Source organism: Methanolobus halotolerans, assembly GCF_004745425.1.
In the GTDB taxonomy this organism is placed as follows: domain Archaea; phylum Halobacteriota; class Methanosarcinia; order Methanosarcinales; family Methanosarcinaceae; genus Methanolobus; species Methanolobus halotolerans.
This window is the reverse complement of the sequence record NZ_PGGK01000004.1, coordinates 1-16,861: the sequence shown is the minus strand read 5'-3', so window position 1 is coordinate 16,861 and position 16,861 is coordinate 1. Positions and strand designations below refer to the sequence as shown.

General features: G+C 42.9%; 17 protein-coding genes. 10 read left to right on the top strand and 7 right to left on the bottom strand.

All coding sequences use genetic code 11. The features are described from left to right. Window positions 1-133 precede the first annotated feature (133 nt). Window positions 134-568 carry a flavodoxin domain-containing protein gene (locus CUN85_RS04625; RefSeq protein WP_135389166.1) on the bottom strand — a complete coding sequence of 145 codons (435 nt, stop codon included), beginning with the start codon at window positions 566-568 and terminating at the stop codon, window positions 134-136. Window positions 569-764: 196 nt separating this feature from the next. Here CUN85_RS04625 and CUN85_RS04620 point away from each other — a divergent pair, with 196 nt between their 5' ends. The 3 genes from CUN85_RS04620 (at window position 765) to CUN85_RS04610 (ending at window position 3,655) form a co-directional block, all read left to right on the top strand. Next, window positions 765-2,078 carry a Single-stranded DNA binding protein gene (locus tag CUN85_RS04620; protein WP_135389165.1) on the top strand — a complete coding sequence of 438 codons (1,314 nt, stop codon included), beginning with the start codon at window positions 765-767 and terminating at the stop codon, window positions 2,076-2,078. Beyond that, window positions 2,068-2,952, top strand: a complete 885-nt coding sequence (locus CUN85_RS04615; RefSeq protein WP_135389164.1) for an RPA family protein — start codon at window positions 2,068-2,070, stop codon at window positions 2,950-2,952. The genes CUN85_RS04620 and CUN85_RS04615 overlap by 11 nt, the downstream gene beginning before the upstream one ends. Before the next feature lie 115 nt (window positions 2,953-3,067). Continuing rightward, window positions 3,068-3,655, top strand: coding sequence for a hypothetical protein (locus tag CUN85_RS04610; RefSeq protein WP_135389163.1), 588 nt, complete (start codon window positions 3,068-3,070; stop codon window positions 3,653-3,655). 186 nt (window positions 3,656-3,841) lie between these two features. Here the strand turns inward: CUN85_RS04610 and CUN85_RS04605 are convergent, their stop codons facing one another. After that, window positions 3,842-4,765 carry an aldolase gene (locus CUN85_RS04605; protein WP_135389162.1) on the bottom strand — a complete coding sequence of 308 codons (924 nt, stop codon included), beginning with the start codon at window positions 4,763-4,765 and terminating at the stop codon, window positions 3,842-3,844. 324 nt (window positions 4,766-5,089) lie between these two features. On the opposite strand from CUN85_RS04605, the gene CUN85_RS04600 reads away from it, so the two are divergent. From CUN85_RS04600 to CUN85_RS04585, 4 genes are all read left to right on the top strand, one after another. Beyond that, window positions 5,090-7,324: an amino acid permease gene (locus tag CUN85_RS04600; RefSeq protein WP_135389161.1), complete on the top strand. Its 2,235-nt coding sequence runs from the start codon at window positions 5,090-5,092 to the stop codon at window positions 7,322-7,324. A 142-nt stretch (window positions 7,325-7,466) separates the two neighbouring features. Then, window positions 7,467-8,396: a replication factor A gene (locus CUN85_RS04595; RefSeq protein WP_135389160.1), complete on the top strand. Its 930-nt coding sequence runs from the start codon at window positions 7,467-7,469 to the stop codon at window positions 8,394-8,396. Continuing rightward, window positions 8,397-8,963, top strand: coding sequence for an RPA family protein (locus tag CUN85_RS04590; protein WP_135389159.1), 567 nt, complete (start codon window positions 8,397-8,399; stop codon window positions 8,961-8,963). Window positions 8,964-9,080: 117 nt separating this feature from the next. Next, the gene (locus tag CUN85_RS04585) at window positions 9,081-9,314 is read left to right on the top strand and encodes a hypothetical protein (RefSeq protein ID WP_135389158.1); all 234 of its coding nucleotides are present in this window, start codon (window positions 9,081-9,083) and stop codon (window positions 9,312-9,314) included. A gap of 14 nt (window positions 9,315-9,328) precedes the next feature. Here the strand turns inward: CUN85_RS04585 and CUN85_RS04580 are convergent, their stop codons facing one another. From CUN85_RS04580 to CUN85_RS04565, 4 genes are all read right to left on the bottom strand, one after another. Continuing rightward, on the bottom strand, window positions 9,329-9,856 hold the full coding sequence (locus tag CUN85_RS04580; protein ID WP_135389157.1) for a YfcE family phosphodiesterase: 528 nt from the start codon (window positions 9,854-9,856) through the stop codon (window positions 9,329-9,331). Window positions 9,857-9,898: 42 nt separating this feature from the next. Further along, complete coding sequence (locus CUN85_RS04575) at window positions 9,899-10,687, bottom strand: DUF7839 domain-containing protein (protein WP_135389156.1); 789 nt, start codon at window positions 10,685-10,687, stop codon at window positions 9,899-9,901. Further along, a complete protein-coding gene (locus tag CUN85_RS04570; RefSeq protein WP_135389155.1) occupies window positions 10,684-11,196 on the bottom strand; it encodes an ArsR family transcriptional regulator in 513 nt (170 codons plus the stop codon). Before CUN85_RS04570 ends, CUN85_RS04575 begins: the two co-directional genes overlap by 4 nt. Window positions 11,197-11,348: 152 nt before the next feature. Further along, window positions 11,349-12,374 carry a deoxyhypusine synthase gene (locus CUN85_RS04565; RefSeq protein WP_135389154.1) on the bottom strand — a complete coding sequence of 342 codons (1,026 nt, stop codon included), beginning with the start codon at window positions 12,372-12,374 and terminating at the stop codon, window positions 11,349-11,351. 327 nt (window positions 12,375-12,701) lie between these two features. On the opposite strand from CUN85_RS04565, the gene CUN85_RS04560 reads away from it, so the two are divergent. Next, entirely contained in the window at window positions 12,702-13,319 is a 618-nt protein-coding gene (locus CUN85_RS04560) for a hypothetical protein (RefSeq protein WP_135389153.1), read from the top strand. Window positions 13,320-13,349: 30 nt separating this feature from the next. Next, window positions 13,350-14,141, top strand: coding sequence for a nitrilase-related carbon-nitrogen hydrolase (locus CUN85_RS04555; RefSeq protein WP_135389152.1), 792 nt, complete (start codon window positions 13,350-13,352; stop codon window positions 14,139-14,141). Window positions 14,142-14,156: 15 nt separating this feature from the next. On the opposite strand, the gene CUN85_RS04550 is transcribed toward CUN85_RS04555, so the two are convergent. Continuing rightward, a complete protein-coding gene (locus CUN85_RS04550; protein ID WP_167848791.1) occupies window positions 14,157-15,845 on the bottom strand; it encodes a sensor histidine kinase in 1,689 nt (562 codons plus the stop codon). A 326-nt stretch (window positions 15,846-16,171) separates the two neighbouring features. Between CUN85_RS04550 and CUN85_RS04545 the strand changes: the two genes are divergently transcribed. Then, a partial coding sequence (locus CUN85_RS04545) for a transposase (protein WP_235856216.1) occupies window positions 16,172-16,861 on the top strand: 690 nt, incomplete at its 3' end.

Sequence of the window (16,861 nt, the reverse complement as noted above, 5' to 3'; positions counted from 1 at the left end):
AAATATGTTTAATCTTATATCAGTGTTCAATATATGCATTTAATACATATTTATCCCATGCTAAATATAATCGGCTATCATGTTGGTTATTTTCTCATAACCTGGTTTCAGGGATCGGGCATCAGGGGGGGGATCACCTGTGTTTCATCTTCTCAGCAAGGTCCTTTCCAAGGCGGTTGCACTCAAAGAGGTCTTTTTCTGTCGGCCTGTGCTGGATCCTCAGCACCGGGTCGATCACTTCCATCCCTCCCTGACGCAGTTTCTCGGCAATCTTTACAGGCGCTTCTCCGCTCCATCCATAGGATCCGAAAGCTGCCCCTAACTTACCTTTGACTCCGGCCTCAACAAGTTTGTCAATGAACTTCGCTATAGGCTCAAGCATTGTATAATAAAAAGTTGAAGAACCAATCGCAATGGCGTCATATTGCGCCGCATCCCTGGGGTCCCATTCGTAGAAATTCTCTGTCTTCACATCCACGTGACGTTCCGTTGCACCTTCTGCGATGGCCTCGGCCATCATCTTTGTATTCCCCTGGGTACTTAAGTATACTATTGCAAGTTTTGGCATTGATCTTACCTCCATTCATGAAGGTAGTGTCTGCACACTCTCTCCAAACACCACTCCACAGAACAAGTGCTGTTTGATACTTGATATATTTTTCTTCCAGGGATTATTTGGTGTACTTCAAGTGTTTGGTTATGTTTATTGCTGATAACCGGATATTCTAAAGCATACTAACCTTCTTTCTGAAACGGAGATCATTATGGATGAGAGAACTGCGCTCCATGTAGAGGAATTAAGCAGGGCGCTTGGGAATGAATATAAGGAAGAGATAAGGGCGGAACTGGAAAAACTGCTGAGTTTTAAGGTTCCCCTGGAAGAAGCAAAAAGGACCGTAATCAACAAATTCATGCTGAGATCCCCGTCAGCTATTCATGTAAGGGATCTGGTCGCAGGAATGAGCGGATTTGAGATAATCGGTCGCATCATAAACATCGAAGAGAAAAAGGTTGTTGTCAAAGATGAGCACCGGACCATTTTCTCCGGTTCTTTTGGTGACACTACGGGAATATGTTCTTTTACCTGCTGGGATGATATGTCTCTCAAAGCAGGAAATATTGTAAGGATCAAGAACGCATATGTAAGGATGTGGAACAACCGGACAGAACTTTATTTTGGTAAACGCTCGGTAGTAGAGAAGTTACCGGACGACTACATGGAAGAAATCGATATGTCATCTCTATCAGGTCCTAAGAAACTCCGGGATGTATCTTCTGTTGATGTGCTTGCGAGTTCCTTTGTAGTTATAATTGAGATGTATCACAGGGATGTCTCTCTGAAAGGCAGGGTGCAAACTATAATCGAAGGTGTGTTAGCAGACGAGACTGGCAAACTCCCGTTTACTTCATGGATACCACTCAAAGGTATTGATATAGGCAGTTTTATCAGGTTTGAAAATGCAGCAGTCAGGGTCTTCAGGGGAGTTCCGTCGATCAATTTCAATGAGGGTACGACTATAGAACTGGTCGAACAGCCATATGATGTCCCTTTCACTCTGGAAACAGCAAGTAAAGTGCCTGAACCATTGTCTGTTGCAAGGGTCCTTGAAAATAACGGTTTGTTCGACATAATAGTTATTGGTGATATACTTTCTGTAAGGCCCGGTTCAGGGATGATAGAGCGTTGTCCTGTATGTAACCGGGTAACACAAAAGTCAAATTGCCGGGCTCATGGCCAGGTGGATTGTGTTACGGATATGCGTATGAAATTAATTCTTGATGATGGTACAGGTTCGGTACATGTGATGCTGAATAGTGGGTTATCGGAGGCCATATATGGTAAAAGCATGTATGAGGCCGAAAAGATGGTCCTTGACTCGATCTCCCGGGATGTGGTATTCGAGGATATGAGGCACAAACTTACCGGGAAATATATTGCAGTGAGGGGTAACTCCTCACGGAACGAGTTTGGTGCGACTCTTGTAGCAAAGTCTGCATGGTATCCTGATTATGACCTGAAGCAAAAGGTCGGATCATTAATTGAAGGGATCGATGAGAAGGTGATCAATGATGGCTGAAAGAGAGATGGCTCACAGATTATTTGCCAGGGAATTCAATGATGCACGCTTCCAGGTCAGCCCGGGTGATGACCGATCGAGTGAACATGACCTGCATTCCCCCAATTTCCTTGTCACTAAAGCAGGCGCTAAAGTTAACCGTCTTTTCATAGCAGGAGTTGTAACTGAGGTAGAGGATATAGGTAACCAGAAAGGTGTGGAAAAGGAACTGTGGAAAGCACGTATCTCCGATCCCACTGGCACATTTACAGTATATTCGGGAAGCTATCAACCGGAAGCATCTGTGTTCCTGTCAACTGTTGAGGTCCCATCATATGTGACGATAGTCGGAAAGGTCCGTTCGTATGAGCCCGGGGATGGTTCGGTTTTTGTCTCCATCCGTCCAGAGGAGATCAACCATGCTAATGAAGATATCCGTAATCGATGGGTTGTTGAGACCGCAAGGCTGACGCTTGACCGTCTGGATGTCTTTGAGGATATTCTTTCATCGGATATGAAAGAGACCGAGATCGTTGAATTCCTGTCTGGCGGAGATGTTTCTTCTAATATCAGAGAGGGGATCTGCCTTGCATTGGATTACTATCATACGGACCTGGCTTATCTGAAGGATCTGAAAGAGAATGTCCGGAATGCTCTGGTGACGATTGAAAAAGGATTTTCTTCCCGGACAGGGTCCCAGTCAGATGCAGAAGATCTGATACTGCACATTCTAGAGGGAATGAATGAAGGCAAAGGTTTGGAGTATTCAGTACTGGTCAGGGAAGCTAATTCAAAGGATATGCCTGTAGATGCTGTGGATTCGGCTGTGCGTTCCCTTCTTTCAAGAGGTCATATCTATGAACCGAAAGTAGGTTTTCTGAGGCTGGTCCTTTGATATAGGCCGGATGCTTATCTATTTTGGCAAGCGCCCGCCATACTTAAATATACATAAATATTAATTCAGGAATCATTAAATTTTGTCAACTATGCTTAAGGTACGAGGGTTGATCATGCAGCGCGATGATATAATTGAACAGGTAAGTTCTTGTATGGAAAAAATACAAGGTGTGGGTGATGCCCTTATTCTGACAGAAGAGGACCGTGAGACTATAAGGGAACTTGAAAAGAAGGCTGATGAGATGACTCTCATGGGTCTTGGGAGAGGAGACAATAAAGGTGTTAAACAGGTCCTGAATAACGATGTCATATTTGCCTTCACTACAAATATGGATTTCAAATGGCCTGCCGGACCAAACGTTATCCTGATGCATGAGGGTTGCGTTGTCGGTGAGGATATAGAGGACGAGGCAAAGCTTGAAGAGTTCAAAACCTGCAAAACCAACCTTGTAATAGGTAATATTGTTATTTACGATATAAGTGTACTGAAACGTGTGGATGGCAAAATGAATCCTCTTATAGTTGTTCTCCCTCCAAAAACATGTTCGGAGGTTGAAGAGCTTCCCGAGGTTTGTAACGCAACACTTGCTTCACCTTCTCCGCCCAGTGATGAATATATCAAGGAAAGGCTGGGACTTCAGAACATACACGGCACTGGTACATTCCTGCTTGGTTTTGATTTTGAGTGTGGCTGTAACTAATTCTTTATTTTTTACAGGCTGGCAGGGCCCGGTCATTCGTACTGCTTCTTTATGTATTTTCAACCCGGGCATTGCCACGGTGGGTTGCATACAACCGTCTGAAAATAAGGAAACAAACGGTTCTCATTTACTGAAAACCGTGATTTAAAATCCTGTGAAAAAGGATATGGATGTATCCTGAAGCGATTACTTATTTCTGTATATGTTCAATGCTTCTTCTACGGATGCATCCTCGATGGTGATGGCATAGATCGCATTACACATGCTGACGGCTTCATCAAGTGTTTTCTGGTGTATGTTCCTTCCGGTTGCATTACCATGGGCGCCGCTTATGTGTATCTGTTTGTGCAGTTTATTCAGGAACGATTCACATTCGTCACTGGAGCCTCCGGCACAGACAACCTTTGTCCTTCCGGCAGCCAGTACTGCTTCCTTGAAGACCTCTTCGGATCTCTCGCCCTCTTTTCGGGGGTAATTGACCTTTACGAAATCAGAATTGAGAGTTGCACCAACACCAGTGGCCCCTGCTATAAGATGCGGGTCCTTCTCATCCATTACTGCAGCTCCTCTCGGGTATATCCAGAGTACTGTTATCAGGCCGTATTTGTGTGCATTGTATATGAGTTGTGCTGCCTGGTTAAGCATGTCCGCTTCAAATTCGCTTCCAAGGTAGATCGTATATCCAATTCCCAATATCTTAAGCCCGCTATTCTTGCGGAATTCAGCTACCTGCTCGATGTCATACCACTCATTGCTGAAGGGGTCCATCTGTTTTGTTTTTACCAGGTGTGATTTTGAATTCATCTTTACAAGGTAAGGTACATCAGCATAGTCCATGCCATATCTTGCAATAAGGCCAAGCTGCGTGGCAAAAACACCTATCTTGCCCTTAGAGGCGATCCTGAAAAGGTGTTCTGGTTCATTATCGTCCGCAGGTATACCCTCCCCGAAAAAATCATCATTCAGGTGCTCAACTTTCTGATCACCGGCGAAAAGCATCATTCTCCCTGTTCCCTTTGTGATTTCCATATAATTCTGAAGGTATGTTTCACGAACTGCCAGGGGAACGTCTAAAGGTATCTTTACATCTTCTTCCCTAATTGAGACCATTTGTATCACTCAAATTATAGTTACATTACATTAAGATATGCTTTTTATTGCGTAAGTATCATTAATCATGTTTTTCTATTTTAAACATTGTGCGAGAGGGCAGGAATCTGAATAATTTAGGTGTGAGTACGAAGAATCATCATGGGAAATGATCATTGGGAAATGAAATGGAATATAGTGACTTTTTTATACTAATTTGACCACTTACATATTAACATAATTGCTATTTACCATCCGAATATCAATCGAATTAAATCCTAACTATACTATGTTACTCTTTACAGGTTATCATGATGCATATTTCGACTCAATATGGGGTATCTAATGGGAACAATCAGAACTAAAGAAAGTCTCGGACGCAGTCTGGGTTTCTTTCAGACCTTCGCCATCGGAACAGGCACCATGATAGGCGCGGGCATATTCATATTGCCCGGACTGGCAATATCTGCAGCAGGCCCCGCAGCTATACTTTCTTTCCTGCTGGGGGGTATTATCTCGATGGCAACCGCTATAAGCATGTCTGAACTTGCCACCGGCATGCCGAAAGCAGGCGGGAGCTACTATTTCATTAGCAGGGCCATGGGTGCAGCTTTTGGTGCAGTCATCGGATTTGGTGCATGGCTTGCACTGGTGTTCAAAGGTTCTTTTGCACTTATAGGTCTGGCTGATTACCTCTTTGTACTGATTCCCATACCTGTCATGGTAACTGCTATAGGTGCCGGTTTGTTTCTGCTCTTCATAAATTACCGGGGAGCACGAAGCAGCGGTTCGTTCCAGAATATCATTGTTATTTTCCTGCTTCTGATCCTTACTGCGTTTATCATAAAAGGTCTCTTTATGTTCGATTATGACCGATTCACCCCTTTCATGCCCTTTGGACATGAATCAGTATTTGCTACTACCGGACTTATTTTCATCTCTTTCCTTGGAATAACGCAGCTTGCAGCTATATCGGAGGAGGTGAAGGAACCATCCAAGAATCTTCCACGTGCTTTGATTGCATCAGTGGGTGTTGTGACTCTCATTTATGTAGGGGTTATGATCGTTGTAAGCGGTACTTTAACGCTGGAGCAATCTCTCAATACCTATACTCCCCTGGTAGATGTTTCACAGATGATGGCAGGAGATGCCGGGAAAGTGCTCATCGTGATTGCTGGTTTACTTGCCACGCTGTCTACAGCTAACGCTGCTATCCTCTCTTCTTCCAGGTTTCCTTTTGCCATGGGGAGGGATGACCTGATACCCAGATGGTTTGTCGAAATACATGAAAAGTATGATACTCCTTATCGTGCTATCCTGGTCACGGGATTTATAATGCTGTTATTATTGATATTATTCAATGTGGAACAACTGGCAAAGCTCGGGAGTACTTTCAATATACTGATATTTGTTCTGATCAATTCCTCTGTGATCATACTGAGGAAACGATCAATTGAAGGATACAAACCTTCCTTCAAAGATCCATTTTATCCTTATACCCAGATCATAGGCATTGTCTTCAGTGTATCTCTGTTACCTACGATGGGTATTTTGCCTATGGTGTTCGCAGTGCTTGTGATAATTGCGGGGTTGGTATGGTATGATTCTTATTGCAAAGGAAAGGCTTTTCCTAAATACAACATTTTCGATGTTCTGGAAAACAATATCCACCCCGCTCCCCTTAAAGACAGCTCTAAGATCAAGATACTTGTGCCTCTGGCAAATCCAAGGCATGAAATTGATCTATTGTACCTTGCGGACCATCTGGGTGACGCGATAATAGGGCTCAATGTGATAAAAGTTCCTCAGCAGACCAGTCTTACGGCGGCAAAGGATGCATTCCATGCAAAAAAGCTTGCTGTGGATAGTGTGCTCCGGGAGAAATTCGAGAAGTTTCCCGTAATAGTTGGTCATGAAAGAGAATATATAATATCCTTTGATCACAGTATCACGAATTCCATTGTTGAGCAGGCCGATGCCGAGAATGTCGATTTCATTATAATAGGGTGGCATGAGGTCAATCGTTTCCATCCTTCTCCGGGGACTGTTGCAAACCAGGTGTTATCATCCGCAAACAACAATATTCTTGTACTAAGCGGATATCTCCCAAATAATATAAATCGAATAGTTGTTGCGTATAATGGAAAGGAGAACTCTCTTTACGGTATGCATCTTGCAAAAAGGTTGTCAAAGAATACAGGTGCACCACTTCATGTTATAAGGGTGATAAAGCCGAATACGGATGAAGATACGAAAGCTGACTATCTTAGTGATCTTGAGGAGATCACCAAAGACCGTTCGCTCTTAAGTGTTAACTCGTATCTGAAGGAAAATCCATCAGCTGAAGCTGCAATTCTTGATTTCCTTGATGACGGTGATCTGCTGATAATGGGTGATTCGAGCAGGAGGTTCAGTTTCTCTTTAATAGGTGATATTCCTTATGTGCTTGCCAGAAGATATGAAGGTCCCGCATTAATTATCAAGAAATATAAACCGTTCTCTTCAGAAGGTGTGAGTAGTATAGTTCAGAAAAAAGCAAGGAAACTTAAACTCTCTTTAAGAAAGCTAATCAGGGAATGATTTCATGTTTAAATATGAAAACCCGTATTCTGTAAAGCATAAATACTTTCACCCCGCTTACTATTTACATATATACCAGTACTACATACAGTATATTTGCCTCTCTAAAAAGACGAACAAACAAGAGGCCTGAGGTTTGAAAATGAAAGAGATTTCACAAGAGATTAACGCAAAGTTTTCGGAATTAGGAGTAGAGATCCCTCTCGAGGATATTGAAGAAAGACTGGACAAGATGGTCAATAAGTTCAAGGTCCCGAAAGAGGAAGCAAGAAGAAGTGTTGTTAACTACTTTTTGAAAGAATACAATATTCCCCGTAATAATTTCTATACAGGTCCGTCAAAATCTCCCCTAAAAAAAGTTTCCGAGCTGAACGTTGATGGTAAATGGGTCAATGTAAAAGGCAAAGTTGTGCAGCTCTGGGAGAACGCCCACGAATCTATATCGCAGGTAGGTCTTATCGGAGATGAGACCGGGGCAATCAAATTCACAAAATGGGAAAGTGCCGAACTCCCGGATATTGAAGAAGGCAAGAGTTATCTTTTCAAGAATGTTGTGATCAATGAATGGAATGGTAAGTTCCAGGTCAATCTCAATAAGAGCAGTTCTATTGAAGACATCGATGAGGATCTGGAAGTCGGAACATCGACAGCCACGTTCACAGGTGCCATGGTGGATATCCAGTCTGGCTCCGGACTTATAAAAAGGTGTCCTGAGTGCAACAGGGCCCTCACAAAGGGCGCCTGCATGGAGCATGGAAAGGTTGACGGTATCTATGATCTCAGAATTAAGGCTGTGCTGGATGACGGTGAAACGACCCAGGATGCCATTATTAAAAGAGACCTTGCAGAGGAGATAACCGGTATAACGCTTGAGAGCGCAATTTCTCTTGCGGCAGATGCTCTCGACCAGGGTGTTGTGCTTGAGGAAATGAAAAAGACCCTTGTTGGTAAATACTACACTGTCAGCGGTTCCCGGATAGAGAGATACCTTCTGGTGGACTCGATCGATGAAATGTCAGTTCTCGATCAGGCAAAACTGGATGAACTTATCGATGCTGCAGAGGTGGTATAAATGGCAGGTTATACAAGGGAAGTTGCACGGAGGGTCTTCGCCCAGGAGTTCAGGGAATCTGATCTGACCTATAAGGACGGGGATGACCAGTATGCACCACAGTATCTACTTACACCGACCGGTGCCAGGGTAAACCGCATTTTCATAATCGGTACACTGGTTGAGAAAGAAGATATAGGGAGTGATTCTGAGTACTGGCGTGGCAGGGTGATAGACCCTACCGGTTCCTTCATGATATATGCAGGACAATACCAGCCGGAGGCCGCTCAGATCCTTGCAGAGTGTGAAACTCCTGCCTTTGTTGCAATTGTCGGCAAACCAAGCACCTATACCACTGGGGAAGGGGATGTTCTTACTTCAGTACGTCCGGAATCTATCTTTGTGGTCGACGGGCAGACAAGGGATCTCTGGGTAGTTGACGCTGCTAAAAATACCCTGGCGCGTCTGAAAGAGCTTGATGGCGATTCTCCGGACGCTGTTAAGACGAAGGAATACTACAATCCGGATGTAAAACATTATTATGCGATGGTCTCACAGGCCCTTAAGTCGCTGAAAGAGACACTTTGATAAGATTGGAATCTATCGGTGCATTAAATATGCACTTTTTTCCATTTTTCCTGTTATCAAAACAATGACCAAAAGGGTCATAAGTTTCTGCATCATCTATCATTTGAAGGTGATTAAATGAAAACCTATCTCCTACTCTGGTATAGTAGTGAAGGTGCCATGCCTTCGGAAGTACACAGGAGTCTTATGTCCCTGGGCTTCAAACCGATCCAGGGTGCCTATGACTATGTATATGACTGGAGCGACAATGTAGAACTGGATGAGATTGTCCATTTTAGTGACAAGGTTCTGATCACTCTGAAAGGCATGAGCGTAATGTTCAAAACAGAAACTGTAAATGGAAAGGAATAGATCAAGATACTTTTTTATTTTTCCCCGAGTTTCCTCGAGAAATCAACGTAGCTGCACGATTGTCCTTCAATCTCTATCAGCTTCGCGTTTATTGAACCATTCTCTATCACGAGTTCCACTGCACAGGGGTCTGACATCCTTGGCTTGCTTGGTGAGCCGGGACAGATCAGAAGTACATCACTCTTTTCTATAATGGGCCTGTGCAGATGACCAAAAACAAGTACATCCACGCCCATTTCAAGTGCCTTGTACTTCATGGGTGTCATATCAACAACAGAAAGAGCCCCCTGGTGAACTACTCCTATTTTTACTCCTTCGATCTCAAAGACCAGCTCTTCCGGCAGTAATCCTTTCAGTTCATCCTGATCCGCATTTCCGTGTACTGCTCTTAGCTTTCCGGTGGAATCAAGGGCTTTGTAAAAATCAAGGGAGGTAAAATCCCCGGCGTGCACTATAAGATCATAATCCTCTATGATTGCAGACAGATACTGCGGAATGCTTCCTTCTTCAATATGTGTGTCAGAAATAAGAATACATCTCAATGTTATCGTAATCCCTTCTACTAATCCTTTATAATACGTCCTTTACTGTATACTCAGATCAACAAGCTCATATTCCAGATTCTCTGCTTCAAGTCGGCTCAGGATGATGGGTACTTCCTCATCGATGGCCAGCACCAGGGAAGACAATCCATGGTATGCTGCTTCGATAACAGATTCCTTGGCACCGAACATCACATCTGGCTCAAGACCTATTTTTTTCAAAGCAACAAGGGATTCTACACCAACAGTAGCAATATAGGCTTTTGACCTGGCCAGGGATCTCAGACGCTCAAGATCAACATTCTTAGACCCTCCACGTTCCACTCTGGGCACCCTGCAGATGGTTATACTTGCATTCTCAAGGTCAATAAGTCCCATAAGGTCTGTTACTCCAACGTCCTCCTCATTCTCGGCATCAGAGATCGTAGTACCTGAAGCGCTTGTCACCTCTTGCGTTCCTACGTACAGGAGTCCTTCCCTCATTTTAAGGTAAACCTTCGTGCCTTTCTCAAGGTCTTCTTCAGCTATGGCAGTCCAGGTTGAGACGTGGCTTATGATGTCGCTCATCACATAGCGGGCATAACGTTTCATGTCATTGGCGTTCTCAAGTACCCATTCCACTCCCTGTTTAGTAATGCGATAGCGGACCCTTCCTTCCGAATAGATGTGCCCTTCGGCCACAAGTTCTTTGATGTACTCGGAAACTGCCTGGGGGGTGACGCCTATCTTTTCAGCTATCTCCTTCTGCCTTACATTCGGCTGGTGCGCAGCCACTTCTATCAGTATCTGGAACTTGGTTATGCCACTTTTGCTATGAAGGAGCTCTATCATTCCTTTTCCTCATCCATTAACTTTAGCCTCTGTCCCATCACTGACAGTTTGTCGGAACGTCTGGCAACAGCACGTATGTACAAAGGACTCTTGTTCAATGCCCTTGTAAGGCTGCTCATCGAGTTGTTTCCCTGCTCTACAAGATTTTCAAGTTCTTCTATGATGTCTTTTACTTCTTCATATGGCATGAAAGTCAACATGATTATATCACTCATATCCTCAAAGGTACATTGAAAATTTGTCTGCACCTTTGAGTATGAAGTACGATATTCCTTCTCAGGCGTTTTTCCCGGTTCCGGCATATGCCACTGACTTTCTATAAGTCCGCTCTTTTTGAGTATATTGATGCTGGGTGTGACATCAGCGCCTAATACCTCTTCCAGATCGCCCTTGGTCATCCATAGATTAAGTAACTCATCAAAAACTTTTTTATGTCTCTTTGATCCAAAAACTTGAAGCAGAGGTACGAGTTCAGAGGGGTCATTAATAATTCTTGTTCGTTTACTCATTTAATTACCTCATATTATGGACCTGTAATGACCACATTTGGAACACGCCGTATGTTGTTCTATGTGGGAGATGTCGCTTGCCCAAATAAATGTAATTTAGTACCTATAATATTGGCTTTTGATAAATAAATGTGTTTTGTTTTCATACTTTTTCAAAAATGTAAATCTATCCCGCCCTCAGTCCACTCAAAGCAAGGAATGTTTCGTTTGTGGGCGTTTGTTTTCTCATGAAGTGCATGGATCACTATCGGAAGCGCAATGGTCGCATCTACGAATACCTGCACCTTCTTAGCTTCCTTTGCAATCTTCCCCCATGAAACCGCTTCATCAAAAGTGCATCCGGAAAGTCCTCCCCAGTGAGGGGAATCCGCAGTGAACTGTATCGCATACTCATGTCCTGCAACGTCATGTCCCATAATAGATGCAACGACTTCTGTTTGCTGGATGAAATTCTTCGGAACGCCGCCTCCGACATATATAACACCTGTCTTAGCAGATGCTTCAACCATCCGGGTGATCTCATCAACATCCTTTATCTGATCGATATTGATGTTTATGCCGTTTCTTCTTGCAATGGTCAGTCCGATTCCGATGGAACTGTCACAAAGAGCGGGTATGAATACAGGGATATTGTTCAGGTAAGCACTTGCAATTATCGAATCCGTGTTACCTTTTTCAGATATTTCCTTACCCAGGAGACGTATGAACTCGCGGGATGAATAACTCTTACCATTATGTTGCTTTGCAAAATTGGCAATGAAATGATCGGTATCTCTGAACTCGCCCTCATACGCGAACACATCATATATTCTGTCGATTCCATGTCCAAAGAGCTCTTCATCGTTTGCAAGATGTGAACCCACATAATGTTTCAGGCCCAGGGCTTCGTGGCAGTCATGGAAGATGTTTGCGCCGGTGCTCACAAGACAGTCTATCATGTGATTCTCGATGAGGTATTTTACTACATTACGCATTCCTGCAGGCACCATGGCTCCGCTCAGTCCCATGAAAATGGTAGTTCCGTCATCTTTTAACATATTCTCCCATACCTTCACGGATTCTGCGAGTTTCCTCCCCTGGAATCCGGTGTATTGCATGGCATCGGTTAATTCACTTATGGATCTGTCAATAACTTCCACGGGCTTGGTGGGCGTTTTGGTGAAATTGTGTACGTGCATCTGGTTTTCTCCAATGATCTCCGTATCTGATTCATCTGATGGTTCAGCAATATCAAATCTGCCGACAGGTATGTATATATGAATTGATTTGTATCCTCATACTTAAATGAGTCAGTTCCAGATAACTTCCAGATGCCTCTATGGACCAAATCATAAAAAAACATCACCAGTAAGATTATCATTTCCTGTTTTTCTTAGCTAAATAAGCCAACAGGATTTGTCTTTAATGTAAGTTATTGTTCTTATAATTACCTCATCTTCAGTTTTGAAAAAAATTTAACCGATAGGTTTATCCAAGTTTGTTATCAATACTGGTGCTAGAAAAACATGCCCGAAAATCTCCATTCTAGTATAAATCAAATTCTGGAAGGTAAACAGCTTTCTATAAGCGCCATTACCCGAGAGTTGAAAGAGATCGGTGTAAATGAACATCGACTGGTAATGACCGGTTATCTGCGTGCTCTCAGGGATATGAAGATACTTGATGAAGTTAACATCCCGCCATCCAAAGTGTATAAAATGATCGATGGAAAAGAGGATCATCCACAGGCCGATGTATATGCATTGATTGCCAGGGAAATAAAACATTTTGACCAGAATGTCGGTTTACCTCTTACCGTATATGTTATTACCAGCATACTTGACAGGCCTGTTTTCAAAGAGGAACTTCTCAAAATGGGTTTTACCTCCAAGAATATAAGTGATTATCTTTCCCGTCCCGGACATATGATAAGAGAATCACGTAATGAAAACATCAGGGAATATATCTCAGGCATAACAAAGATAATTATACCCCCTGCTGATCCTGCATATGAGGCAGATCTGATGAGCAGTGATATTATCAAAGATGCCAACTGTTTACTGGTAAAGATGCTCAGGTTGTCCCTGGACATGAGTGGTCTTACTCCCAGAACTAAGAGGACAACTATTGCCGACTTCGGATAAAGCTGAGAACCAAAAGACGGAACATTGCCTATGACCAAAGTGCGAATTGCCTGCATCCAGACCGATATCTGTCTCTGCCGGAAAGAGAAGAATATCGAAAAAGCCCTTTCCATGATCGGGCGGGCAGTCTCAGAGGGTGCTGAGATAATAGTATTACCAGAAGTATTCTCCACAGGTTTTTGCTATGAACATATGTCTGATTCATCTGAGGCCAGGGACGGCCCGACATTAGAATTGCTTTCGGACCTTAGCAGGACAAATGGATGTATCATTGTATCTTCTGTCATTGAGAGCGAATCATCAGAAGAAGGAACGAAATATTTCAATCTGGGTTTTTGCATAGAGGCCGGAGTCATCACAGGTACCTACCGGAAAACTCACCCTTTCAACAAGGAAAAGCAATATTTCACTCCGGGTAATGTTATTTCTCCTATAAAGCTGCAAAGTAAAGACATTACTATCGGTCTTCAGATATGCTATGAACTAAGGTTTCCTGAGGTGGCAAGGAAACTTTCCCTGATGGGTGCTGACATTCTTGTAACCATTGCCGAATTCCCCAAACCCCGGCGGGAACTGTGGCAGACACTTGTCAGGGCAAGGGCAATAGAGAACCAGATGCCACATGTTGCCTGCAACCGCACAGGCAGTGATCCTGACACTTCCTTTTTCGGAACTTCCATGATAGTTGATGCTTCGGGTGAAATAAAAGTGAAAGCAGGAGAAGAGGAGTCTATCCTGATATATGATGTGGATACGGCAGAAACATCAGGTGTCAGGGAAGTGATAACTGTTCTAAAGGACAGAAGGGCCGATCTCTACTGAAATATATGCTGGATCTCACTGATGAAATGTGACCCAGAAAACACTTCCTTTTCCTGAAGGCTTGTCTTTTACACCGACATCGCCCTCATGCAGTTCCACGATACGCTTTACGATAGCCAGCCCTAATCCTGATCCTTTAATATTCAGTTTCCCTGCACGTTCGAAGCGATTGAATATCAGGGGCTTGTCATGATCTGAAATGCCCTCACCCTCGTCTATAATTGATACTTTCCATCCATTGTTGTTCCACCTGGACACGACTACTTCGATGATGGTTCCTTCGGATGAGTACTTTATACTGTTTGCAATGAGATTGGAGAATACTTCTTCTATTATTTTATTTACCTTTGCAGGATAATCTCCTCCCGGCCTGAACTCTATCTTAATTTGTTTCTCATCAGCCCTGGGCTGAAGGTTCTGCACAACTTCCTCTATGATATTGCCTATATCCATCTCTTCAAAACTCAGTTCTTCAACACTTTCCAACTTGGCAAGATTTGCTGCATTCTCGATCATTTCTATAAGTTTCAGGTTATTCCTCTCGATCGCCTTCAGAGCTGTGGTCCTCTGTACATTTTCTTCATCCTCGAGAAGGTATTCCACGTATCCTTTTATCACGGTGGCAGGATTTATCAGATCATGCCTGAGAATATCTGTAAAAAGGTCCTTTAACTCGTTGGAATGTTTGAGCTGGGCAAAGTATAATTTCAGTTTCTTCTCAGCAGCCAGCCTTTCTCTTACTTGTACCTCCAGCTCCTGATTCTTTGAGTTAAGTTCCGATGTCTTTGTCTCTACTTTATTTTTCAGAACAAAACTCAGAATTATGAAAAGTAGAAGGAGGCCACCACCTATGCCTACTGTGAGTGTGAGCCAGGTGGGACTTTCCCAGGTATTGATGTGTGTGAGCTGGCTGTTTTGAGGAAAATAGGAAATATATCCAGCATCCTCTTTTAATTCTTTGACACTTAAGTCGATGGTTTCGACCATTTGTATGCTTGCGTTCTTAGGCAGAGCAAAGACCATTTCAGTAGGAGCTATTACTAAGGACATTCTGGATATGGCATATTCATCCTCAAAAGTATCCCCATATAAGTTTGAAACGATTCCCACATCAGCCTGCTTCTGGTCTACCAGCTCAAGTACTTCCCTGTAACTGTCTACTTCCACAAACTGATAATTTGTATTTGTACTGGTAAGACTGGCATTCAGGTCCGTGTAGAACATATCCGAACCATCAACAGCTATCCTCTTTCCCCTGAGGTCCTTTATGGAACTTATGCCGGAACCCTTATGTGTATAGGCAATGCCCCATATTGTGGTAATGCCTTCGCTTGTGAGGGTATACCTTTCATCCGATACCGGTGAATAGGGGACAGCTATCAGGATGTCAATTTCATTGTTCTCCAGTCTTTCAAGGTTCTCTTCCCATGAACCCTGAATGTAGTTTAATTCCCATTCTTCATTCTCTGCAATTGTTTCCAGTATGTATGCATAGGGCCCTGTCACTTCTCCTCTTTGTTCAATAATGACAAGGGGCTCACTCTGGAAAACACCTACTTTTATAATAGTACCGGGGTTGTCTGCAAGGGCGGTGGGCACCAGCAGTAACAGGATAGATGCCAATACAAGACATCTGAGGATTGCATTAAAGTTGGCACTTCTGTTTATCAGGTTAGGATTTTCCCTTACGCAGGAACAATGCATTATGTAAAATACATACAAGTTTAATATATATTTATGCATTTATTTCAATGTTCGTGTATCTTTCAGCAATCTGTCACTGATATATATCAGCGTACTGTTCTAAATTACCCGATTAAAATAAGCAAATGTGGCAATTTTGACGTAACTTTGCCACAAAAAGTTCATCTGAACTAGAGCAGGAGACCACCGTTTTTAAACGGTGGAGGAATGCGTCAATTCTTAACAAAAATATATATGGTATAGATGCATATGTTCTATGTATGCTTCTAACTATGAAAGTGAAATTATATCCTGATCAATATCAGCATAGGTCCTTATTGGAAACTATGGAACGCTTCAATGAAGCATGTAACTATATTTCTAACATTGCATGGACTAATCACACTTTCGGAAAAGTAGCAATCCACAAAGTCGCATACTACGAAATAAGGGATAAATTCAACCTTTCTTCTCAAATGGTAGTTAGAGCAGTGGGTAAAGTAGCAGAATCCTACAAAATAGATAAAACTTGTCAACATGGATTCAAAAAACATGGTGCAGTAGTCTATGACCAGAGAATATTAACCTTCAAGTCAACCGATGAAATCTCAATCCTGACACTTGGAGGTAGAGAACGTATTACTATAAAATACGGAGAATATCGTCAACTCAACATGCAAAGAGTAAGAGGACAGGCAGACCTCATCTACCATAACAATATCTTCTATCTCATGGTGGTTGTGGATGTTCCTGATGCAAACCCGATAGACCCTCAAGGAGTCATAGGAGTTGACATGGGAATAGTTAACATAGCCACAACCTCAGATGGTGAAATATTTTCCGGGAAGAAATGCACGGAAGTAAGACAACGTTACTCAAATCTCAAAGCAAAACTTCAAAGTGTAGGAACCCGCTCTGCTAAAAGGCATCTCAAGAAAATAAGTGGTAACGAAAGACGCTTTAAAAAAGATATCAACCACTGCATAACTAAATCGATCGTTCAAACTGCAAAAGACACAAACAGGGCTATTGCCATT